The sequence below is a fragment of the Deinococcus sedimenti genome, assembly GCF_014648135.1.
GTDB lineage: Bacteria > Deinococcota > Deinococci > Deinococcales > Deinococcaceae > Deinococcus > Deinococcus sedimenti.
In genome coordinates this window covers 43,902-66,388 of sequence record NZ_BMQN01000003.1, presented here as the reverse complement: position 1 = coordinate 66,388, position 22,487 = coordinate 43,902, and the positions used below count along the sequence as shown (strand labels likewise).

General features: G+C 70.2%; 17 protein-coding genes. 9 read left to right on the top strand and 8 right to left on the bottom strand.

The features are described from left to right. Positions 1–38: 38 nt before the first annotated feature. Together IEY69_RS09490 and IEY69_RS09485 are read right to left on the bottom strand one after the other, a co-directional pair. Positions 39–566, bottom strand: a complete 528-nt coding sequence (locus IEY69_RS09490; protein WP_189072921.1) for a hypothetical protein — start codon at positions 564–566, stop codon at positions 39–41. After that, positions 563–3,331: a putative glycosyltransferase family protein gene (locus IEY69_RS09485; RefSeq protein ID WP_189072920.1), complete on the bottom strand. Its 2,769-nt coding sequence runs from the start codon at positions 3,329–3,331 to the stop codon at positions 563–565. The genes IEY69_RS09490 and IEY69_RS09485 overlap by 4 nt, the downstream gene beginning before the upstream one ends. A gap of 445 nt (positions 3,332–3,776) precedes the next feature. Here IEY69_RS09485 and IEY69_RS09480 point away from each other — a divergent pair, with 445 nt between their 5' ends. Next, complete coding sequence (locus tag IEY69_RS09480) at positions 3,777–4,652, top strand: hypothetical protein (protein WP_189072919.1); 876 nt, start codon at positions 3,777–3,779, stop codon at positions 4,650–4,652. 262 nt (positions 4,653–4,914) lie between these two features. On the opposite strand, the gene IEY69_RS09475 is transcribed toward IEY69_RS09480, so the two are convergent. Next, positions 4,915–7,125: a discoidin domain-containing protein gene (locus IEY69_RS09475; RefSeq protein ID WP_189072918.1), complete on the bottom strand. Its 2,211-nt coding sequence runs from the start codon at positions 7,123–7,125 to the stop codon at positions 4,915–4,917. A 465-nt stretch (positions 7,126–7,590) separates the two neighbouring features. On the opposite strand from IEY69_RS09475, the gene IEY69_RS09470 reads away from it, so the two are divergent. Continuing rightward, positions 7,591–8,781: an ROK family protein gene (locus IEY69_RS09470; RefSeq protein ID WP_189072917.1), complete on the top strand. Its 1,191-nt coding sequence runs from the start codon at positions 7,591–7,593 to the stop codon at positions 8,779–8,781. 411 nt (positions 8,782–9,192) lie between these two features. On the opposite strand, the gene IEY69_RS09465 is transcribed toward IEY69_RS09470, so the two are convergent. The 4 genes from IEY69_RS09465 to IEY69_RS09450 all read right to left on the bottom strand — a co-directional run bounded on the left by IEY69_RS09465 (position 9,193) and on the right by IEY69_RS09450 (position 11,861). After that, positions 9,193–10,056 (bottom strand): tyrosine-type recombinase/integrase, encoded by an 864-nt coding sequence (locus IEY69_RS09465; RefSeq protein WP_189072916.1) that lies wholly within the window; start codon positions 10,054–10,056, stop codon positions 9,193–9,195. Between the two features lie 111 nt (positions 10,057–10,167). Beyond that, on the bottom strand, positions 10,168–11,406 hold the full coding sequence (locus IEY69_RS09460; RefSeq protein ID WP_189072915.1) for a sensor histidine kinase: 1,239 nt from the start codon (positions 11,404–11,406) through the stop codon (positions 10,168–10,170). A gap of 108 nt (positions 11,407–11,514) precedes the next feature. Further along, positions 11,515–11,679 carry a hypothetical protein gene (locus IEY69_RS09455; RefSeq protein WP_189072914.1) on the bottom strand — a complete coding sequence of 55 codons (165 nt, stop codon included), beginning with the start codon at positions 11,677–11,679 and terminating at the stop codon, positions 11,515–11,517. Further along, on the bottom strand, positions 11,676–11,861 hold the full coding sequence (locus tag IEY69_RS09450) for a hypothetical protein (RefSeq protein ID WP_189072913.1): 186 nt from the start codon (positions 11,859–11,861) through the stop codon (positions 11,676–11,678). The genes IEY69_RS09455 and IEY69_RS09450 overlap by 4 nt, the downstream gene beginning before the upstream one ends. Positions 11,862–12,093: 232 nt before the next feature. Between IEY69_RS09450 and IEY69_RS09445 the strand changes: the two genes are divergently transcribed. From IEY69_RS09445 to IEY69_RS09425, 5 genes are read left to right on the top strand one after another with little or no spacing between them, the layout of a single operon-like run. Further along, positions 12,094–12,498 (top strand): response regulator, encoded by a 405-nt coding sequence (locus IEY69_RS09445; protein WP_229783815.1) that lies wholly within the window; start codon positions 12,094–12,096, stop codon positions 12,496–12,498. Further along, positions 12,476–13,087 (top strand): biliverdin-producing heme oxygenase, encoded by a 612-nt coding sequence (locus IEY69_RS09440; RefSeq protein WP_189072911.1) that lies wholly within the window; start codon positions 12,476–12,478, stop codon positions 13,085–13,087. The genes IEY69_RS09445 and IEY69_RS09440 overlap by 23 nt, the downstream gene beginning before the upstream one ends. Continuing rightward, a complete protein-coding gene (locus IEY69_RS09435; protein WP_189072910.1) occupies positions 13,084–15,381 on the top strand; it encodes an ATP-binding protein in 2,298 nt (765 codons plus the stop codon). Before IEY69_RS09440 ends, IEY69_RS09435 begins: the two co-directional genes overlap by 4 nt. Then, entirely contained in the window at positions 15,378–15,803 is a 426-nt protein-coding gene (locus IEY69_RS09430; RefSeq protein WP_229783813.1) for a response regulator, read from the top strand. Before IEY69_RS09435 ends, IEY69_RS09430 begins: the two co-directional genes overlap by 4 nt. Then, entirely contained in the window at positions 15,800–17,698 is a 1,899-nt protein-coding gene (locus tag IEY69_RS09425; protein ID WP_189072909.1) for an ATP-binding protein, read from the top strand. Before IEY69_RS09430 ends, IEY69_RS09425 begins: the two co-directional genes overlap by 4 nt. 135 nt (positions 17,699–17,833) lie before the next feature. On the opposite strand, the gene IEY69_RS09420 is transcribed toward IEY69_RS09425, so the two are convergent. Then, positions 17,834–19,945 (bottom strand): glycosyl hydrolase family 18 protein, encoded by a 2,112-nt coding sequence (locus tag IEY69_RS09420; RefSeq protein WP_189072908.1) that lies wholly within the window; start codon positions 19,943–19,945, stop codon positions 17,834–17,836. Positions 19,946–20,316: 371 nt separating this feature from the next. Here IEY69_RS09420 and IEY69_RS09415 point away from each other — a divergent pair, with 371 nt between their 5' ends. Together IEY69_RS09415 and IEY69_RS09410 are read left to right on the top strand one after the other, a co-directional pair. Beyond that, positions 20,317–21,174 carry a MurR/RpiR family transcriptional regulator gene (locus tag IEY69_RS09415; RefSeq protein ID WP_189072907.1) on the top strand — a complete coding sequence of 286 codons (858 nt, stop codon included), beginning with the start codon at positions 20,317–20,319 and terminating at the stop codon, positions 21,172–21,174. A gap of 38 nt (positions 21,175–21,212) precedes the next feature. Beyond that, positions 21,213–22,463 (top strand): ABC transporter substrate-binding protein, encoded by a 1,251-nt coding sequence (locus IEY69_RS09410; RefSeq protein WP_189072906.1) that lies wholly within the window; start codon positions 21,213–21,215, stop codon positions 22,461–22,463. The last annotated feature ends 24 nt before the right edge of the window (positions 22,464–22,487 follow it).

The following is a 22,487-nucleotide window of genomic DNA, read 5'->3' as shown; positions in this document are numbered from 1 at the left end:
CGCATCAGGCCCGTGACCCGGCCGGGCGGCAGGTACGTCTAGGACGTCAGGTACTCGACTGGCCGGGTGCGGCGGAGCGTGACGCCGTCCGGGCGGCGGATCAGCACGTCGACCGGCAGGCGCGTGACGTTGCCGTGCCGGTCCAGTGGGTGCAGCACCAGCGCGGGGGGGCGGCCCTGCGTGACCCGCACCGCCCGGGCGCCGACCTTCAGGGTCAGGGGCGTCACGGGCGCGTCCGGTTCGCGCTGCACCTCGCCGCGCAGGCGGTGCCCGGCCACGTCCACCGTGAAGGGCGTGCGGCCGGCGCGCCGGTAGGACACCAGCACGCGCAGCAGTCCATTCTCCTCGGCCCGCCCCTCGGTGACGAGCGTCCCGGCGCCGGTCAGCAGCGTGACGGTGGCCCGCGTGCCGCGGGTCACGGCCGGGCCGCTCAGCGTGACCTGCAGACCAGCGCCATCCATGCGGGTGAACACCGCCGGGGGGGTCGTCCGCGCCGGGGCGCCGCAACTGCACAGCAGCGCGAGGGCCGAGGCCAGCAGCGCCCGCGTGGGCGGCCCGGCCGTCACGGCCGCTCCTGGGCGGGGAGGGTCACGAAACTGACACGGTACGCGCCGCCGCCCGGCAGGGGAAACGAGCCGGGCGCCACCGGGCTGGGCGGCACGGTCGCTTCGTCCGTCAGTGGCGGTGGGGGGACAGTCATCAGGCGGGTCGCGCCCGGTGGGGGAGAGGCGGGCAGCGTGAACGGCCAGCTCGCGCCCGGCGGCAGTTCCGGGCCGACCGCGGCGTACACCCAGCTCACGCCCCGCGCGTCATACAGGGTCAGCAGGGCCAGCGGCGTCGCCACGGTCACCGTGGACTCGTTGCGCGCCTGCACCACCACCCGGCCTCCCTGGACGCGGCTGCGGGTCACCATGGGCCGCTCGAGGTGACGGCCGGTCACGACAGCGCGCGCGTTCACCTCCACGCTCAGCGCGGCCGGGTCGGTGCCCTCGGGGAGACGCAGTGGAACCCGCAGCGGCGTGCGTTCTCCACTGCGGACCTTGTGCTGCGCGTACAGCCCGACGTTCTCCTCCGCCAGCCGCTGGCCGTCCCGCCGTACGATCACCGTGACGGTCACGTCGCCGGGGCGCGCGTCGGCGCACAGGACCTCGCCGACGTACCAGACCTGCCCGCGCGCGTCGCGGACCAGTCGCCCGCCGAGCACGCGCAGCACCGGGCGGTCCAGCACGTCGGCGGGCGCGGTCACGTTGGTCGTGATCCGCCGGGGCGCGCGGTAGAAGGTCACGCCTGGCTGCGGACTCAGCGGCTCGCGGCGCAGGTTCAGGACCGAGCGGGTCGCGCCCTGCACCTGCCAGCCGCGCCAGGTGAGGCGCAGCGTCACGTCGCGGGTCGTGACGCGTGGTCCCAGCGGCGTCCACCACCGTGCGGTCAGGCGGGCCGTGGCGGCGGTCAGGCCCCCACGGCGCAGCTGCTGCTGCAGGCCGTCCAGACGCGCGTAGGTGCCGCGGAGGCCTCCCTGCGTCGGTGTGAGGGCCGTCTCGCTCAGCACGAACCGCTGCGTGACCCACACGGGCCGGTACTGGGACGCCCACAGCAGCAGCAGGGCCAGCGCGGCCATCGAAAGCGGCACGCGCCGGAGATCCTGACCGCGCAGCACGGCGCGTGGCAGGGCGGGCTGCACGTGCCACGCCACCCCGGACAGGGGCAGCAGCGTCACGACCAGCAGCAGGCTCAGCAGCGGTCCGGCCCCCCATGCGGCCGCGGCGGGCAGGGGCAGGGCCGGGCGGGCCACGCGGGCGGGGACGGGAGGGATGTCTTCACGCTCCCAGACGTTCACGCCGTTTTCCAGCGTGCCGATGTTGTGCCAGCCGTGCAGGAACAGCAGCGGATCGAGCACGTCGCTGCGCGCGTACACGAACTTCAGGTACGCCCGCTCCGGGTGCGTGAGCAGCGCCGCCAGCGCCCCCTGCCCCGGAATGGACCGGCGTTCCGGCAGCGCCGCTGCAGCGCCGGGCGCAGGGAAGGGCTGCGGCAGGTCCGGCGGGACGTGCCACAGCCCGGCGGGCGTCCCCGCGCGCGTCTGCGCGCTGAAGGCCCCCAGCTGCCGCCCGAAGCCGACCGTCAGGAACCGGTAGCGCCAGTGTTCGTCCTTCTCGATGAAGTTCAGCAGCGGCGTGAGATTCAGCGGCGGGCCCTCCAGCACGCGAGTGGCCGGCAGGGCATTCAGGCTGACGGTCGAGACGATGACCAGCGTGGCGGCCGCCAGCAGCGTGAGGAGGGACGCGCGCGTCTGCCGCGCGTCGTCCCAGGCGCGCAGCGCGACCAGCGCCGCCAGTGGCGTCAGCAGCGTCGCGGCCAGAATAGTCAGTGCCTCGGGTGGCGTGCGCCACGGGACGGGCGCTGCCAGAGACAGCAGGGCGCCCGCCAACAGAGGCGCCCCCAGCAGCGCCGCGCGGACCGGGAGGGGCGCAGCGGTCCAGTGGCCGCGCCACGGAGCGGCGCCGGGACCCGCCCAGGGGAAGCGTGCGGCTCGAACCACGGCAGGCAGCGCCCACGCCAGCGACCAGAGCGGGAGCGCGGCAGTCAGCCACACCGTCCGGCCCAGACGCAGGTCGGGCGGCGTCACGCGCGTCACCGGCCCGCTCCAGAGTCGGTCCGGCAGCGCCAGCAGCAGCGCCACCAGCGGAATCAGTGCCGCTGCCCAGCGCTGCCGCGACCCGGGCACGCTCAGGGCGAGGGCGGCCAGCAGCAGCAGGGGCGCGGCGCTGTGCGCGCTCGCGGCGGCGAGCAGCGCGGCCGCCCAGCGCAGCAGGTCGCGGCGGCGGCCGCGCTGGACCCACATGACCAGATTCGGCGTGCCGGTCAGGGCCAGTCCGGCGCCGAGAATCAGGCCGAGCTGACCGAACACCGTGAGACTCAGGGTCAGGGCGCTGCCCAGCAGCGTCAGCAGGCTTGCCACACCAGCGCCGCGGGGGCCGCAGCCGAGCAGCAGCGCGAAGCGGTACGTGCCGTACAGGAGCACGAGGACCGAGATGAACTGCGTGGCGGCGAACGCACCGTCCAGGCCGAGAGTCCCGCTCAGCAGGGCCAGCAGCTGCGGCGCCAGGGGCGCGTGCCCGGTGAGGGGGACGCCGCCGTACCAACGGTCGTCGAACGGATCCAGGGGTGCGCGCACGTACGCGCTGGCCAGGTAGAGCAGAGAGGACGCCTGATCGGATTTCAGGCCGGCCCGCGTGAGTACCAGCACGCCGTGGTACGCGCCGGTCAGCAGCAGCGCCAGCAGCAGCAGGCGCGGCCGCGTCCTCGCGGCGGGTGGCGGGGTGAGGGTCACGTCTGCAGCGTACCGTGCACGCACACCAGTCTGTCCCGCCACACTTGGCAATATATCCAAACGAGCTCAGTGCGTCGTGAAATGGCCGACGATTCGCAATGACTTGCCCCAGCGGCGCGTTCTTACTGTTTCTTTTCAACCGGCCCGACATCTGCGGGCCGGTTTTCGATCTGTGGTGGTGCCTTTGCTGTACATCTGACGGCAGCGTAAACCATACGGGAACTTTATCCGGAGCTGGATATGAAAATTTACCTACTTCTCTTCAGCTTCGTCAATTCGGATCGCTGAGGAGGAGGGTCTACCCTATGTGCTTCTGCAGTGGCCAGTGCTTGGGAAAGGCTGATTGGTGACGTGCGAATCCTCTGCGTGTCGACAAGGTAAGGTTTCACCCGGTAGGAGAGACCTATTCGATGTTTCGTATCCAGCTCCGGATACAATGATCAGCATGACCCACCCGGAGGATCAGCTCGCCCGAACCCTCACCCGCGCCCTCACACATGCTGACCCAGACACCCTCATCACCACCCTGCACCAGCACGACCTCATCCGCGGCACCCCCGCTCAACTGATCAGCAACCTCAAACCCATCCTGGCGGCCGCGGACCGCGATCACGTCAGCATCCTGCACCCCCCAGCGGACTTCCACGCCTGGCTGCACGCAGTGCTGGCCACCAAAGCGGACGGAACGCCCAGCAGAGCCAACACCCGCATCAGCCGCGTCACGACGCTGCGCAGCCTCTACCGGGCCCTACGGGCCCTGCACCTGATCACCGGCGATCCACTGCTGGACTTTCAGAACCCCAGCGCGGAACGCCGCGACACACCGCTGCCGACCCGGGACGACCTCGACCGGCTGGTCAGGGCCAGCCAGAAGGACCCGGCGCTGCACGCCGCGCTGCTGCTGCTGTGGCATCACGCCCTGCCCATCACCGGGCTGCTGCGCCTGACGTGGGCGGCGTACACCCCCGAGGACGGCACGCTGCTGCGCGGCGACCTGATCACGACGCTCACGCCACAGGCCGACGCCGCCCTGACCCGGCTGCATCAGCGCGCCGGGCACGACCCCCTCTACCCGGAAACGCACGGCACCACCAGCCACCTGCGCCTGTTCCCGTACGACACGCAGGACGCCCTGCGGCTCTCGATCCTGAGGACCACCCGCGACGCGGACCTCGCGTTCATTCCGCCCGGTCAGGTCCGCCGCGCCGCGCTGCGCGATCACCCCAGCGCCGCCCACCAGCTCGGGTACACCCGCGACAAGGAATACCAGCGGGCTCTCAGACACGCCCAGGCGGTCGCTGACACCGCCCAGACCGACTGACCGGCAGGAGGCCCGAGGGGGTCGGCAGCCTGCCACAGCAGCCTGAATGAAGTGCGGCAGCTGCAACCTGGAGACACACGCTCCTGGGTACAGCTGCTGCCACTGTCACGTGCTGGCGCTGCTCCGCTGCTCTGCGAGTTCGCCCCATCCAGCGATCATCGAGGGACACCTCCAACTCTCCGCTGTGACGCAACGACTTCCTCCGTTCCCGGTCGCGCGCGAGGGCATCTCAAACCGGGCTGGACGCCGTGATGCCGTGACGTCACGGGTAGCTGACCACGGTGCTGGGCGCGGTATTCGTGCCGGGTTGCGGGGCGACCGGGCCGGTGGTGTTGATGACGTGGTCGATGGTGCCCACGTTCCCCAGGGACACGGTCAGCAGGTCGCGGAACTTCACGCCGGGCGTGCTGGGCACCTCGAAGCCCCGGTCGACGTGCACGCCGGGGTTCACGTTGAAGTAGGAGTACACGCCCATGCCCCAGCCCTCGTGCGTGGTGACGGTGTCCGCGACCTTGTACGCCGCGTAGCCGTTCGCGCCGCTGCGCCAAGTGGCCTGGTCGGGTACGTCGTAGGGTTTCTCGTTCTGGAAGAAGATGGTCCTGCCGCCCTGGCCGTTCCAGATCACCTCGTACTTCTGGTAGTGCTCGACGAACAGACCGGTGGCGAGGACGCTATGGCCATTGACGATCAGACCGGTGTCCGCGGTGTTGATCGTCCAGCCGGTCGGGCTGGTGCCGTGGTCAGCCCGCCACGCCCAGATGTGATCGACCAGGGTATGGTCGCTGTTCACGATCAGGCTGGTGGTGGCCTTCCCGGCGACCGCTCCGCCGATGCGGAAGAAGACGTCCTGCACGCTGGTGGGGTTCGCGGCGTGATTCACGTGTGATCCGGCGGTGCCGACCGTGAGCAGCGCGGCGCTGTTCACGGTGCCCGCGTCGAACAGCAGGCCCGAGATGCGGATGCCGTCCACGTCGGCGGTCTGCATGGCGTTCACGCCGCCGTCGGGGATCAGGGTGGGGAAACCCAGGCCGTAGATGACTGTATTCGCGCGGGTGACGTTCAGCGTCTGGTTCAGGTGGTACACGCCCGGCGTGAACAGCAGGTTCAGGCCCTGCGCGAGCGCCTGATTCAGCGTGGCGGCGCTGTCACTGGGTCTGGCCACGTAGAACTGACTCAGGGGCAGGCTGGTGCCGGGCGTGTTCGGCCACGTGGCGCCGGCCGAGGCGCTGCGCAGGGCGGGCAGGAACACGCGGTACTTACCGCTGGCGTCGATGTACAGGTACGGTTTCTCACGGGAGACGGGCGTGGTGGCCAGCGTGGTGTGCGGCGGGTTCGGGAAGGCCTGCGCGGGCGCGCCCTGCACGCCGCTGAACACCATGTTCCACACGCCGCCGGTCCAGCTACCCAGGCTGCTGTCGCGCGTGTACCACTGCTGCTGCGACCCGGAGCTGACCTGGCCGTCCACGCGGGCGTCGGCGAGGTACCCGCCGGAGGCGTACCCGGTGGGATTGCCCATGTTGCTGGGCCCCAGGGTGAGGTTCCCGCGGATGTGCACGCGGCGCATCGGGGCGGCCTGCGAGACCGCCCAGCGGTTCGTGCCGCCCTCGGGGATCACAGCGAGGTTCTCGGCGCTGCGCCAGAAGTTCTGCGTGGCGTTCGTCTCGTCTCCGGCATTCCAGCCGCTGTCCACGTTGACCGCGCCGCTGATGGTCACGTCGTCGGGGTTCAGGCCCAGCCCGGCGACGTGCGTGTAGAAGCCCACGTTCGCCCACACGCGGCCGTAACTGCCGGGTTTGAACAGGAACGTGTACCGCTGCGCGCCGAACTGCGCGCCGGCGTTGCGGTTCCAGGCGTTGAACGCGCTGTCCAGGTCGGCCTGGATGGTCGCGGCGGGGACGCTGGGGTCGTAGATCTTCACGTTCGGGCCGAAGTTGGGCGTGTCTGATGTGGGGAGGGTCGTGCTGGACACGCCGTTGACAGTCATCTCCCACAGAGAGTACCCGTAGCCGGTGGTGCGCTGCGTGCCGTACATTCGCACGTAGCGGCCACTGCCGGTCACGGGGATGGTCTGCACGCCGCCCGCGCCGGTGGTGGTGCTGTACAGCGTCGTCCAGGTGCTCGCGTCGTTCGACACCTGGATCTGGAAGGCCTTCCCGGCGGCAGCCTCCCAGTTCAGCGTGACCTGACACAGGGCCTGCACGCTGCCCAGGTCCACGCGCAGCCACTGCGGGTCGGTGAACGCGCTCGACCAGCGGGTTGCGGCGTTCCCGTCGAAGGCTGCGCCGGAGAGGGTGGTGTTCGTCTCGTTGCTCGACGACAGGGACGGGCGGTTCAGCGCGAGGTTCGTGGTGGCGCAGGTCGCCTGGGGGTGCAGGGTGGCGACGGGACCACCCTGCTGGGCGCAGCCGCCAAGCAGCAGGGCGACGCTGGCGAGGACCGTGGCGGGTGTGCGGGTGGGGCGGAGTGCGGTCATGTGAGCTCCTATGCCGGTTCTGCCGGTGCGGCAGTGGGGGTGAAGGCAGGGCAGGGTCGGGTAGGGCCAGGTCAGCCCGGGCGGCGCGTCGGCACCTCCCACAGCGAGGGGCCGGGCCGGTTGCCGCGCGGTGTCCTGAAGACACTCGACCAGCGGGCACCGGCGTTCGAGTTCACGGCAGCGCTGGAGAGGTCAGACGCGACGCCGGGGCACGCGGAGCGGACAGGGGGGCGGCGCACAGGTGCGACGGGAGGCGGTTCAGGGGAGGGAGTGAGCGCAGGGGAAGACCTCCTGAAAACGCGCGGTCAGACGGATGGGATTGCCGCTCGGACAGGCGCGGGGCTGGGTTGTGGACGTGAGGTCAGTGTAAAAATATTATCTTTACTTTGTCAAATAAAGATATCTAGATGCGGGGGTGCGGTCCGCCCCGTATCCCCGGCCCCACAGACAGGTAGCATGCAGGCCATGCGCGCACGAAAAGTCGACCAGGGCGCCGCCCGGGCCATGAACCGCCGGCTGATCCTGGACGAACTCCGTCGTGAAGGCCCCCTCAGCCGCACCCGACTGGCGCAGCAGACCGGCCTGAGCGCCGCGTCCATCACCATCGTCAGCACCGACCTGCTCAGCGAGGGCCTACTGATCGAACACCCGGAACTCGCGCCGCACCTGCCCCGCCACCCGGTGCCGCTCGGCATCAACTACGCCGGGCACCACGCCATCGGCATGAAACTCCTCGAGACGGAACTGCAGGCGGTCCTGACCGATCTAGCCCTGAACGTGGTGGATCAGATTCACGTGCCGCTGCGCGGGCCCACCCCGGCCGATGCGGTCGACGCGGCCCGCCGCGCCAGCGCGCACCTGACCGCGCCCCGCCACGCGGCCCGGTTGATCGGCGCGGGCGTCGCCATGGCCGGTCTGATCGACACGCGCCGCGGCGTGTGCATCGTCTCGCACCGCACCGACTGGCATGACGTGCCGTTCGGCGCGCTGCTCCGCGACGCGCTGGGCGTCCCCGTGTGGATCGACAACGACGCCAACGCCTTCGCCACTGCCGAGCGACTCGTCGGCCAGGCCCGGCAGGCCAGTGACTTCGTGGTCGTCACCCTGGGGCGGGGCGTCGGCGCGGCCCTGGTGCTGGGCGGGCAGGTCTACCGCGGCCTGCGCGGCGGCGCCGGGGAACTCGGGCACGTCCTGACCGAACGCGGGGGCCGCCCCTGCGAATGCGGCCTGCGGGGCTGCCTGCAGGCGTACATCTCGAACGGCGACCTGGTCGCGCAGTTCAACGAGCAGCAGGGCGAGCAGACCCGTCAGGTGGAGGACCTGCTCGCCCTGCTGGCCGCTGGGGACGACCGCCCCCGCGCGGTGCTGGCAGACGCCGGACGCCGCCTGGGTGAGGCGCTGGCCAATCTCACGGACCTGCTGGACCCGGAACTGATCCTCATCGGCGGTGAGGGCGTGATCGTGGGAAGCGCGCTGCTGGACCCCATGCGGGCGGCACTGCAGGAGCGGCACCTGCCGGACGCGCCGCCGCCCGAGATCATCACCCACCGCTGGAGTGACGACGCCTGGGGGCGAGGCGCAGCGGGTCTGGTGGCCGAGCATTTCTTCGAGGGCGCGTCGTCCCATCCGGACCGGACCAGTGAGGCGTCGTCCTGACCGAGGTGTCCCATCTCAATGCGGAGCTCACAGCACGCACCAGAGCGCCACGTCCAACCACGTTCGTTCCTTCGCTGGTCGTCGATCGGCCCCACAGCTCTGTGCGCCCGCCCGGATTCTGCGGTGCGGGACTGTCAAGTCTGTTGGCCCGTGACCTGTCTGCCTCGGCGCGGTTGCGCTGCCTCTGGCGAGCCGAGATCTCCGAATCGATTCGCATTTAGCACTAACTGAGATTAGTGTGAAAGCAGGTGATCCGGGTACACTCCAGTTCCCCAAGGGGTGAATTGCCCCCTCACCAACGCCGTCCTGCACGCATGTTTTCAGCACGAGGCCACAGGAGGGCCAGGAAGGCCCCTCCAGATGACGCTGAGGGGTACAGGACCCTGGTGGTTGCAGACCGCAATCACTCCATCAGGGGTCGTCGGTGCCCCGGGCAGTCAGGCGGATGCTCGGCAGGAGCGCGGTCGGGCTGCCCACGCCCAGCAGGTGCATCACCTGATCCCGCGGGTACGCCGCGAGGAAACGCTCGGCCGCGTGGTTGCGCAGCGCCTGCCACGCCCGGTACGGCACCTGCGCGCGTTCGCACGCCCGGAAGATCCGCGCCCGCAGCTGCATGTCGGTCAGGGCGGCGCCCGCATCCGTGATCAGCAGGCCCCGTGCCACCTGCCCGAGCAGCGGCGTCTCCCCACGCGCTTGCGCCAGTGCGCGCAGCGCCGCGTGCAGGTCGTCGGTGCATGGCACGGTCCGCGAGCGGCGCCCACGGATCTGCACGGCACGCCGCTCGGCGTCCACGTCCGTCCAGGTCAGGCGGCACACCTCCGGTCCCGTCAGGCCCGCATGCGCGCCGAGCAGCACCAGCACCCGGTCCTCGGGTCCGGCATGACCGAGCAGGGCGTCCACCTCGGCCGGGCTGTACCGGCGGCGGCGCTGTTCCGCCGGATTGTGCTGCCCGCTGCTGGCCGCGAAGGGATTGGCATCCACCAGCTCGAGGGCCTGGAGCAGGGTGTACAGGCGCCGCGCCTGACTCAGCCGGTTGTTGACCGAGGCGACCACCCCGCGGTACTCGCGGTGGAGCCAGCGGTCGTACGCCCTGGCCTCGACGGGACCGAGGACGGTGCCGCCGGACTCGTCCAGCCAGCGCTGGAAGACCCGCCAGCCGGAGCGGACGGCCTTGCGGGTGTTCCAGGGGCCACCGAGGTCCTCCAGCAGCAGCGCGAAGGCGTCGTCGGGGTGGGTATCGAGGGCGCGGCGTACCTGCTCACGGTCCGGGGGCATGAGCGCAGCGTACGTCGTCGTTTGGATATATTGCAAGCAGGCGGCCGCAGGAAGCCGCCCGGGGAACCGCCGCGCCCGGGCCGCTTCCTGCTCACAGCTCAGCTGTACTGGTCAGCTGTGGGGCAGCGTCCCGACGATCACCGGGACCGGGTCCGGCACGGTGAAGCGGAACGTGGCGCCGCCGCCGGGCTGCCCGTCGGCCTGCACCTGCCCGCCGTGCCGGTCCACGATGCGCCGCACGGTCGCCAGGTCCGCGCCCGCGCCCGGGTACTCGTTGTGGTGATGCAGGCGCTGGAACAGCCGGAACAGCTTGTGCGCGTAGTTCTGATCGAAGCCCACGCCGTTGTCCTGCACCTGCACCTCCCACGCCTGATCCACCCGCTGGGCCCGCACCTGAATGTGCGCGTGCGGCTGGGTGCGCGTGAACTTCAGGGCGTTGCTGCACAGGCTGCGCAGCACCTGCTTGAGCTGCGCGGCGTCCCCGGTCAGCTGGGGCAGCTCGGCGATCTCCCACGTCACGGCGCGGCCCTCGGCCCCCGCGGTCAGTTCGGTCTGCACGTCCCGCATCAGCGCCGCCAGGTTCACCTCGCTGCGCTGGATGGGGTTGCGGCCCGCGCGGCTGAACTTCAGGACGCCCTCGATCATGCCGCTCAGGTGCTCGGCGCTGCGTTCCACGATGCCGAGGTACCGGTCCCGTTTCTGCTCGTCACTCGTGCGGGCCAGACGCGCGAAGCTGAGCATGTGCCGCACCGGCGTGAGCAGGTCGTGGGACATGGAGTACGCGAGGTTTTCCAGTTCCTCGTTCGTCTGCAGCAGCGTCTGCCGTTCGCGGCGCAGCGATTCGGTCTGCCGCTGCACCTCCGCGTGAAGCTGGGCGTTCACTTCCGTCAGGGCCTGCTGAGCCCGGAATTCCGCGGTGACGTCCCGCGAGATGATCACCAGCGGACCGCCAGCGCCGCGCGTGACCGGGTCGTGCAGGGGCGCCAGGGTCACGTCCCACCAGCGCGGTTCGCCCTTCATGGTGGGGCAGTAGCCGGAGAAGTGCGCGGCCTGCCCGCCCCGGGCGCGTTCGAACGCGGCGAGCATCGCCTCACGGACCTCGCCCTGCCAGAAACTCAGCCAGTCCGCGCCCTGGCAGGCGCTGAAGTCGTCCACCTGCATGGCCGCCTGGCCGTTACGGTTCATGCTGAGCAGTTCGCCGTCCGCCGAGACGATCTTGATGCAGTCGAGGCTGAGGTCGTGCACCTGATGCAGGTACGAGAACTGCAGGTCGTCTCCCCCACCGCTCGCGAACATGGGGGGGTCGAGGGCCACCTGGGGCCGCGCGGGGGCAGAGTCGGACGCGGTCATCCCTGACATGATACGCGCGGTCGGCGCCGCGCACTGTGGCGTACCGCCGACCGCCCGCGCGCTTCCCCCGGCGGGGGGCACGCGCGGAGCCTCACTGCCCGACGAGACTCACTGCTCGACGCTGAGGGTCAGCGTCCCCCCGGCCTCGGCGGCCACCGAGGTGACCTTAAACAGCCCGGTGAGGTCCAGCAGGTACTCCTGCCGGTGGGTCATGCGGTCACTGTTCTGAAGGGTGAACGTGCGCGTGGTCTCGCCGGTGACGGTGACGGTCACGCTGCGCACCGCGGGGTCGGCGACGCTGACGCGGACGCGTCCGGCGGTGACGCGGCCCAGGCGTAGAACAGCAGGCTGCCCAGCTGGATCGTGAGGGACGGGGCGCGGGCGGGCGTGAGGGCGTACGCGAGCAGGAACAGCGGCAGGAACAGCAGCAGGAAGACGTAGGAACTGAAGACCATGCGGGAATCACCACCTTGCACAGAAGTTGGGGGTACCGTAGGGGTCGGGTCCTTGCGGGTGTCTGACAGTCCGGTCAGATGAATAGGGTGGTGAAAGCCGACTGGGAAAGCATTGAGCTAATCTTCAGCGTTGTCAGAAAATGGACAGCTGCTCTGTTGTACAAGGTTGGAAGAGTGTTAGGCTCGCCGCATCCATGAGAGGTCCAGACCAATGACAGCATTCCCGCCGGAGGTGCTGAAAATCCTCCTGATTGACGACGACCCAGCCGACCGCCTGCTGGCCGAGGAAGCCTTCTCCGAACACGCCTCACGCGTCACCGTCACCACCTGCGAGGACGGCCCACAGGCCCTCGCGGCCCTGCAGGGCCGACTCGAGGACCTGCCGGACGTCGTGATCCTCGACCTGAACATGCCGGTCATGACCGGCTTCGACGTCATCCGTGAGATCCGCGCCACGCCCGGACTGCGCCACCTGCCGGTCGTGATCCTCTCGACCAGCGACAGCCGCGCCGACGTCGCGCGCGCCTACGACCTGCTGGCCAGCTCCTACATGGTCAAAAGTCAGAGCTTCCCCGGCTTCGTCCAGCAGATCGATCACTTCGTGCGGTACTGGCATGACTGTCGCTTCGTCCAGTGAACCCACCCTGCTGGCGCGGCTCAGGACCGACACCCGCCCCCAGCACGAGCAGGCCGAATCGGCCCTGAACCTGCTGCACCCGGGCCTGACCCGACCCCGCTACGCCGCCGTGCTGGCCCGCCTGCACGCCCGGCACGCCCAGCTCGAACCGCGACTCGACGAGACCCTCGGTGCGGTCCTGCCGGCCGACCTGCGCGCGGCCCTGGACCTCCCGGGCCGCGCCAAGGCCGGCCTGCTCGCCCGTGACCTCGCAGCGCTCGGCCACGCCCCCCACCCCGAGCCCATCGACCTGACCTGGCTGCGCAGCGAGGCGCAGGCCTGGGGCGCCGCGTACGTCCTTGAGGGCGCCACGCTCGGCGGTCAGGTCGTCACGCGGCACCTGCGCCGCGCGGGCTTCACGCCCGACACCCTGCACTACTACGGCAGCTACGGCGCCGACGTCGCCACCCGCTGGCGGACGTTCGGTGCGCTGCTCACCGCCCGCCACGCCGCCGCCGCCGACCCCCGCGCCTTCGCGGACGCCGCCACCGACGCCGCCCGGCGCGTCTTCACCGTGTTCACCCTGACCCCGCCGATGGAGACTGCATGACCCACGAACCTGCCCGCGTGACGTCCCTGGACGCGCCAGTCGACCTGACCAACTGCGACCGCGAACCCATCCACATTCCCGGCGCGGTGCAGCCCCACGGCGCCCTGGTCGCGCTGCGCGGCGGGCACGTCGTGCAGTTCAGCGAGAACCTCCCCCAGCTGCTCGGCGCGGACGCGAGCGCGCTGCTGGGGGCCGCCCTGGAGCACGTGGTCGGCGCGGACGTCGCCGGGCAGCTCAGCAGCGCCCTCGGCGCGCGGGAACTCGACCGCAACCCGCTGTTCCTGCTCAGCGCGTCCGTGCGCGGCCAGGGACCGTTCGACGTCACCGCGCACCGCCTGGACGACCTGACCATCCTGGAATTCGAGACGGTCCCCGCGCAGGCCGTACACGCCGACGCCTACACCCTCGTCCGCTCCGCCCTGACCCGCATGAACGCCGCGCCGAACCTCGAACAGTTCGTGGACATCGCCGCGCACGAGGTGCAGGCCCTGACCGGCTTCGACCGCGTCATGATCTACCAGTTCGCCGACGACGGCACCGGCACCGTCATCGCCGAGCGGTCCGCGCCCAGCATGACCCCGTACCTGGGCCTGCGCTACCCCGCCTCGGACATTCCCAAGCAGGCGCGGGCGCTGTACGTGCTGAACATGCTGCGATTGATCGGCGACGTGAACTACGAGCCGGCCCGCATGCTCGCCCAGCCCGGCGAGGCGCCGCTCGACATGAGCTACTGCGTGCTGCGCAGCGTCTCCCCCATCCACCTGGAGTACCTGCGGAACATGGGCGTCGGCGCGTCCATGAGCATCAGCCTGCTGCGCGGCGCGGAACTCTGGGGTCTGATCGCCTGCCACCACAACAGCCCGCGCACCCTGAGTCCCAACGTCCGCGCCGCCTGCGAACTGATCGGGCAGGTCGCCAGCGTCCAGCTCAGCGCGTGGCAGGAACGCAACGACCAGACCTACCAGCTGCACCTCAAAGACGCCCAGACGCAGCTGATGGAACGCCTCTCCAACGCCCCGGACCTGATGGAAGCGCTGGTCGGGCAGAACTCGCAGCTGCTGGAATTCGTGGACGCCACCGGCGCCGCCGTGTGCCTCGACGGCGAGGTGATCCGCATGGGCCGCACCCCCAGCGCCGCGCAGGTCCACGGGCTGCGCGACTGGCTGGGCACCCAGTCCAACGCGGAGGTGCTGCACACCCGCGCCCTGGGCGAACTGTACGCGGGTGCCGACCCGGCCACCGCCAGCGGGCTGCTGGCCGTGCAGCTGTCAAAACTGCGCGGAGACTACGTCATGTGGTTCCGGCCAGAGGAGGTGCAGACCGTCACCTGGGGCGGCGACCCCAACAAACCCGCCGAGATCGCCAGTGACGGCAGCGAACGCCTCTCGCCGCGCCGCTCGTTCGAGGCGTGGCAGCAGACCGTGCGCGGCCGCAGTCACGCCTGGCTGCCCGAGGAGGTCGCGGCCGCCCGGACGCTGCGGCGCGCGCTGCTGAGCCTGGTGCTGCGCCGCGCCGAGGAACTGCGCGAACTGAACGACGACCTGACCCGCAGCAACGCCGACCTGGCCCGCAGCAACGCCGATCTCGACGCGTTCGCATACATCGCGAGCCACGACCTGAAAGAACCGCTGCGCGGCCTGCACAACTACTCGGTGTTCCTGCTCGAATCGTACGCGCAGCAGCTCGACGAGGACGGCGTTGCCAAACTCACCACCCTGGTGCGCCTCACGCAGCGCATGGACGACCTGATCGACTCGCTGCTGCTGTACTCCCGCGTGGGCCGCGTCGACCTCAGCTTCCGCGCCACCGACCTGAACGACCTGCTCGACGACGTGCTCGACGTCCTGTCCGCCCGGCTCGAGCAGGTCGGCGCGCAGGTCACCCGCGGCCCGCTCCCCACCCTGGACGTCGACCGCGTGCGGGTCGGCGAGGTGCTGAACAACCTCGTGTCCAACGCCGTCAAGTACACCGAGGGCGCGCCCCGCATCGAGGTGGGCGCCCTGCCCCCCGGCGAGCGCGGCGACCTGACCCCGCCGCCCGAGGTGCCGGACGACGCGTGGATCCTGTACGTGCGCGACCACGGCATCGGCATCCGCGAGAAGCACTTCGAGAACATCTTCCGGATCTTCAAGCGCCTGCACGCCCGCGACCAGTTCGGCGGGGGAACCGGCGCGGGCCTGACCATCGTCAAGAAGATCATCGAGCGGCACGGCGGACAGATCTGGGTGACCAGCACCTACGGCCAGGGCAGCACCTTCTACTTCACCCTGCAGCCCGGCGAGGCCGGGGCGTGACCCCCCACCGCCTGCTGATCGTGGAAGACAGCGACGAGGACTTCCAGGCCATCCAGTGGGCGCTGCAACGCCTGGACCGCCCTTACCCCCTGGAACGCTGCGTGGACGGCGACGCCGCCCTGAGCTGGATTCAGGACGGCGAGCACTGGCCCAGCCTGATCCTGCTGGACCTGAACCTGCCCGGCACCGACGGCCGCGAGGTGCTGACCGCGCTGCGCGCCGACCCCCGCACCCGGCCGCTGCCGGTCGTGGTGCTGTCCACGTCCGCCAGCGAACGTGACGTGAACGAGTGCTACCTGCTCGGCGCGAACAGCTACCTCACCAAACCCGTGAACTTCACGCAGTTCACCGAACAGCTGCGCCTGACCCTCGCCTACTGGCTCGACGCGGTGCGCCTGCCCCAGGCGCCGGAGCACCGGTGAGCCGCGCCCTGCACGTGCTCGTCGTGGACGACAGCCCCGAGGACACCGCCACGTACCTGCGCTACCTGCGGTCCTGGCCCGACTGGAACGTCACGCTCAGCCACGCCAGCCTGGGCGACGCCGCCGCCGACCTGCTGAGCCGCGCCACGCCCGACCTGATCCTGCTGGACTACCAGCTGCCCGACACCACCGGCGTGGAATTCCTGCAGGAGAACCAGCCCGACTGCGCCGTGATCGTCCTGACCGGCGTCGGCGACGAGGAGATCGCCGTGCACGCCATGCGCGCCGGCGCGCAGGACTACCTCGTCAAGGGCCGCCTGACGCCCGACAGCCTGCGCCGCGCCGCACAGAGCGCCCTGAACACCTACGCCCTCAGCCGGGAACTCGACACCGCCCGCGCGCAGCAGGCCGCGCTGCTGCGCAGCATCACCGACGGCGTCCTGCAGGTCAACGAGGACCTGTGCGTCCTGAACCTCAACCCTGCCGCGCAGACCCTGCTGGGCACCGGCGACGACCTGCGCGGCCAGGCCCTGACCCAGCTCAGCTGGCTGAACGACACCGCGCTGCCCACCCTGCTGCGCGCCGCCGAGGGCGGCAGCACCGACCTGCGCACCCCGGGCGGGACGTGGCTGCACGCCCGCGTGTACCCCGGCGAGCACGGCCAGACCGTGTACCTGTACGACGACACCGCCCGGCGCGACATGCAGGCCCGCCAACGCACCCACACCCGGCAGCTGAACGACCTGTACAGCGTGGCCGCCACGCTGAACGCCGCCCGCACCCGCGACGAGGTGCGGCGCGCCGCGGGTGCCACCGCCCCCGCCCTGCTCGGCACCGACGCGGCGCTGCTGCTGCCCGGCGAGGTGATTCCGGGCCACCTGCCCGGCGACCTGCGCGCCCGCCTCGCCAGCGGCCCGGACGGCGCGGCGACCGGCGCGGACTGGCAGGTCACGCCGCTGCGCGACGCCGGCGAGTGGATCGGCACGCTCGTACTGCTGGGCCCGGTGGACCCTCAGCGGCCCTGCACGCTGTGCTCCACGTTCGCGCAACTGCTGCAGACCGCCCTGCTGCGCGCCGCGCTCCTCGAACGCGAGCAGCAGGACCGTCAGACGCTCGAGGAACGCGTGCAGGCCCGCACCGCCGCGCTGGAACGCAGCAACCGCGACCTCGAGCAGTTCGCGCACGTCGCCAGCCACGACCTGAAAGAACCGCTGCGGACTATCGGGTCGTTCACGCAGCTGCTGCAGAGCCGCTACGCCACCCAGCTCGACAGCCGCGCGCAGCGCTACATGCACATCATCGTGGACGGCGCCCAGCGGATGTCCACCCTGATCGAGGACGTCCTGGCGATCAGCCGCCTGCACAACCGCGCCGCGCCCCCCACCCTGACCGACCTCAACGGCCTCGTGCAGGACGTCCTGACCCAGCTGCACACCCTGATCGCCGACACCGGCGGGCACGTGCACGTGCAGCCCCTGCCCACCCTGACCCTCAATCCCACGCAGTTCACGCAGCTGTTCCTGAACCTGATCGGCAACACCCTGAAATTCCACCGGCCCGGCGTGGCGCCCGACGTGCACCTCAGCGCGCGGCGCGAGGGCGACAGTTGGCACTTCACGGTCCGGGACAACGGCATCGGCATTCCCCAGGAGTACGCCGAGCGGGTGTTCGTGATCTTCCAGCGCCTGCACACCCGCGAGCAGTACGCCGGCAACGGCATCGGGCTGGCCCTGTGCCGCCGCATCGTGGAAGGCCGCGGCGGCCGCATCTGGCTCGACCCGCTTCCCGACGACGCCGGCACCATCCTGCACTTCACCGTCCCGATCGCTCCCCCGCACGCCGACCCGGACCGGCCCTTCGTGGCCCCGCCGGAACTCACGCTCGAGCAGCGCTGACCGCCGCGGGTGACGGGCACCTGCAGGGGGAGGTCCGCTGCGGGCGCGGCGGCGTGTGTCGCCCGGGCAGGAGTCGGGGGCCGGTCACCTCCTGCGTGACCGGCCCCCGTGCGCCGTGATGTGCTGCTGGGTTTGTTACCGCAGGCCGTTGGCGACGGCTTTGGCCAGGGTGCCGTTGGCGTCGTCTCCGTCGAGTGACCAGGCCATCGCGCCGCCCAGGCCCCTGCTCTTGACGTAGGCCATCTTCGCGGCGATGACCTGCTCGTCGTCGTAACTCCAGAAATTGGTGCCGTCGTACTTCCACATCTGGCCGGTGGTGGCGTTGCGGAACACGCTGCCGGGGGCGTTTTTCAGGATCTTGTAGTCCTCGATGCCGGCTTCGTAGGTGCCGCGGGCGGGTCCGGTGGCACTCTGGTACAGGCCGTTGTTGCCGCCGGGCACGCCGGTCCAGCCGCGACCGTAGAAGGGCACGCCGATGACGATCTTGTTCGCGGGCATCCCAGCGCTGATGAAGGCGTTCACGGCCGTGTCGACCGAGTAGGTCTTCGCGGGGCCGGTGCCCGGGCCTGCGGGATCGGTGTACAGGTTGCTGTGGAAGTTGGTGGGCCCGGCGGCGTCCCACGCGCCGCGGAAGTCGTAGGTCATGATGTTGATCCAGTCCACGGCGCTGCGGTACCCGGCGGGGTCCTGGTTGGCGATCTTGTCGGGGCCGCCGGGCGCGGCGATGGTCAGCAGCAGGCCCGGGCGCACGGCGTCCAGCTGACGGCGGAATTCCTGCAGCAGCAGCGTGAAGTTCTGCTTGTCGGCCGAGCTGACGGTGTTGTACGCCAGGCCGCCGCCGCCGGGGTATTCCCAGTCGATGTCGATGCCGTCGAACACCCCGGCGGCGGAGCCGGGGCCGGCCGACGCGTCGGGCGTGGCGGGGAGGTTGCCCTTGATGTACAGGTCGATGCAGGAGCTGACCAGCGCCCTGCGGGACGCGTCGGTGCTGGCGGCGGCGCTGAAGTAGCGGCTCCAGGTCCAGCCGCCCAGGGAGATCAGGGTTTTCAGGCCCGGGTGTTTGGCCTTGAGTTTCTTCAACTGGTTGAAGTTGCCCTTGATGGGCTGGTTCCAGACGTCCGCGACACCGTCGACGCTGGTGGCCGCGTCGAAGCTCTTGCCGTAGTCGGCGTAGGCGTCGCCGCCGTCGCCGCTCCCGCTCTCGGCGCGGGTGACCATGTCGCACTTGTAGGTGCCGCCGGCGTTGTACACGTTCCCGAAGGCGTAGTTGATGTGGGTGAGGGTGGCGGCCGTTCCACTGGTGTCGATGTTCTTCACCTGGTAGTTGCGGCCGTAGATGCCCCACTGCGCGAAGTACGCGACGCGTTTGTAGCCGCTGCTGGGGGGTGGGGTGGTGCCGATGTTCACGGTGACGCTGGCAGCGGCGCTGACCTTGGTGTTGCCGGCGGCGTCGAAGGCCTTGGCGGTGTAGCTGCGGGTGCCGTTCTGGGCGCTGGTGACGGCCTCGGCAGCACTGTAGGGGGCGGTGGTGTCGGTGCCGAGCAGGGTGGCGCCCTGGTAGAACTCGACTTTCGTGACGCCGACGTTGTCGCTGGCCGTCGCGTTCAGGGTGACCGTTCCGGCGGCGGTGACGGTGGAGGGGCTGGCGGTGACGCTCACGGTCGGGGCGGTGGTGTCGCCGCTGCCCGCGATGTTCACGGTGACGCTGGTGGCGGCACTGACCCTGGTGTTTCCGGCGGCGTCGAAGGCCCTGGCGGTGTAGCTGCGGGTGCCGTTGTTGGCGGCGGTCAGCGAGACGGCCTGGGTGTAGGGCGCGGTGGTGTCGGTGCCGAGCAGGGTCGCGCCGTCGTAGAATTCGACCTTCGTGACGCCGACGTTGTCGCTGGCCGCAGCGGTCAGGGTGATGGTCGAGGCGGTCGTGACGGTGCTGGCGCTGCTGCTGACACTGACCGTGGGGGCGGTGGTGTCGGTGCTGCCGCTGTCGCAGGTGCCGCCCGCCTTCCACAGGCTGGGGGTGTCTCTGGGGTTCCAGTTCGTGCCGGCGTAGGCGGTGTGGGTCTGGATGGCGGTGTACGTGAGCCCCTGGTAGGTGACGACCTGCCCGACCGTGTAGGTGGGGCCTTCGGTCCAGGCGGTGCAGACGGCCTGGGCGCGCAGGCCGGGGCTGACCTGGGGGGATTCACCGCAGGCTCCCAGGGCCAGGGTCAGGGCGAACAGGGCGGAGACGGACAGGGCAGTCTTGGGCATACCTCACCTCATGAAGGGGGGAGAAGGGAACGGTGGGTTGCAGGAACACCCGCATCATGCCGATCCATTTTCAATCTGTCAAGACTCGAAGGGAATTTTTTTCAAAGATGGGCCACTGGGTCTGGTCAGAACCCGGGAGGCAGACCTGCGGGGTGATGTCCGGAACCGTCCGCCCTCGTCAGGCCACCGGAGAGACGACCATCCGGCCAGCGTCGATGGGCGAATCTGCGTGGAGTCTGCCCGGGCGACCGGACCCTCCATGGGGCCTGCCCGGTCGCCGCTGAAAATCACAACCGCAAAAAACGCCGACTTGACAAAAATAATTTTCAACTTCTACAGTAGGTCATCACCACCGACCCCCCAGGAGTCACATGAGTCAGACCACCGCCCGCCCGGCCCAGACCCCGGGGGCCATCAGCCGCATCCGCCTGCACGCCCACAGCCTCTCCCCCTCCCTGCGCCAGGTGGCCGACCACGTCCTGCGCGAAGCCGACACCGTCATCCACCAGACCATCACCGAACTCGCCACCAGCGCCGGCGTCGGCGAGGCCACCATCACCCGCCTGTGCCGCAAACTGGAATTCGCCGGATTCCACGCCTTCAAGATCGCGCTGGCCGCCGACGTCGCCGGACGCGACACCCAGGGCGAACGGCCCACCAACCTCGAAGGGCACGCCGCCCGCCTCGTCAAACAGGCCAAACTGACCCTGGAAGACACCGGCCGCCTCCTCACCCCGGACGCCATCGAAGCGGTCGCCGAACACCTGTCCCGCGCACCCCGCGTCGACCTGACCGGACAGGGCAACAGCGGCATGATCGCCCAGCTGTTCGCGCACCGCCTGCTGCGGCTGGGCATCACCGCCCAGGCCTTCACCGACCCGCACGTGGCGGCCGTCAGCATCTCCACCCTGCCGCGCGGCGGCGTCGTGATCGGCCTGACCAGCTCCGGCAGCACCATCGACACCGTGCAGCACCTCCGCCTCGCGCAGAGCCACGGGCACTACACCGTCGCCATCACGCACCGCGCGTCCTCCCCCGTCACGCGCTACGCCAGCCGCGTGCTGTTCACCTCCCGCCAGGAAGAACCCCTGACCGACGCGGTCATGGACACCCTGATCTCCCAGACGTTCGTGCTGGAACTGCTGTACACCGCCCTGCTCGCCCGCCGCCCCGAAGCCGCCGCCATGCTGCGCGTCACGGCCGAAAGCGTGGTTGAGAAAAAGTACTGACCCCCCCCGCCGCGCCCCCGCCCCCCAAGGAGAGCCTCATGAAACGTACCCTGAAAGCCCTGACCCTCGGCCTCGCCCTCGCCGCCTCTACCGCCAGCGCCCAGACCACCGTCACCTTCTGGACCTGGTACCTGAGCCCCAAATTCGACGGGTACATCAAAGACACCATCACCGCGTTCGAGAAGGCCAACCCCGGCATCAAGGTCCAGTGGTTCGACAAGCAGGACTCCATGGTGCAGGACTTCATCGCCAGCGTGAACCTCGGCTCGGCCCCCGACGTCGTGAACCTGAACATCGACGAGACGCAGAAAGCCGCGCAGAACGGCTTCCTGAGCGCCGTGAACGGTCTCACCAGCCCGTCCACGCTGCGCGCCACCTTCTACCCCCAGAGCCTGAGCAACTTCACCTCCGGCGGCAACACCTACGCCTACCCCTGGTACGGCTGGCTGAACGAAGGCGTGCTGCTGTACAACCCCGACCTGTTCAAGAAAGCCGGCCTGACCCGCCCCCCCCGCACCGCCAGCGAGATGCTCAGCTACGCCAAGACCATCAAGGACAAGACCGGCGCCTACGCCTGGGTGCCCGCCCTGAAAGACCCCAACACCGCGTCCTTCCTGGGGTACTTCTACGCCGAGGGCCTGCCCGTCACCGACGCCAGCGGCAAGGCCGCGTTCAACACCCCCCAGCACGCCAACCTGCTGGCGCAGTACGTGACGCTCTACCGCGGCGGGTACATCCCCGAAGACGCCGTGCGCCGCGAAGCGTTCCAGCTGGCCACCGAACTGTACGCCCAGAACCGCGTGGCCATGATCATCGGCGGCCCCCAGGCCCTGACCCGCATCAAGGACACCAACCCCAGCCTGTACGCCAAGACCGTCGTGACCGGCGCCCCGCTGGGCAAGGCGTTCCTGCAGACCGGCGGCAGCATGGGCCTCGTGATTCCCAAGGCCAGCAAGAACCCGCAGGCCGCCGCGAAACTCGCCGCGTTCTTCACGAACAACGCCAACCAGCTGGCCTTCGCCAAGGTCGTGCCCGTGGTGCCCACCACGCTCGGCGCGCAGACCAGCGCACAGTTCAAGACCACCAGCAGCGACCCGATCGCCCGCGCCACCGCCCTCGTGGGCGCGTCGGGCCGCCTGATCAACCCCGGGTACAAGGCGCCGGGCAACAGTGACGACCTGTACAAGAACTTCAACGACAACATCGAAGCGGCGCTGCTGGGCAAGAAGACCGCGCAGAAGGCCCTGGCGGACGCCGCGACCTACTGGAACGCCAACCTGAAGAAGTAACCGCCCCCGGCGCCGGGTGGCCCG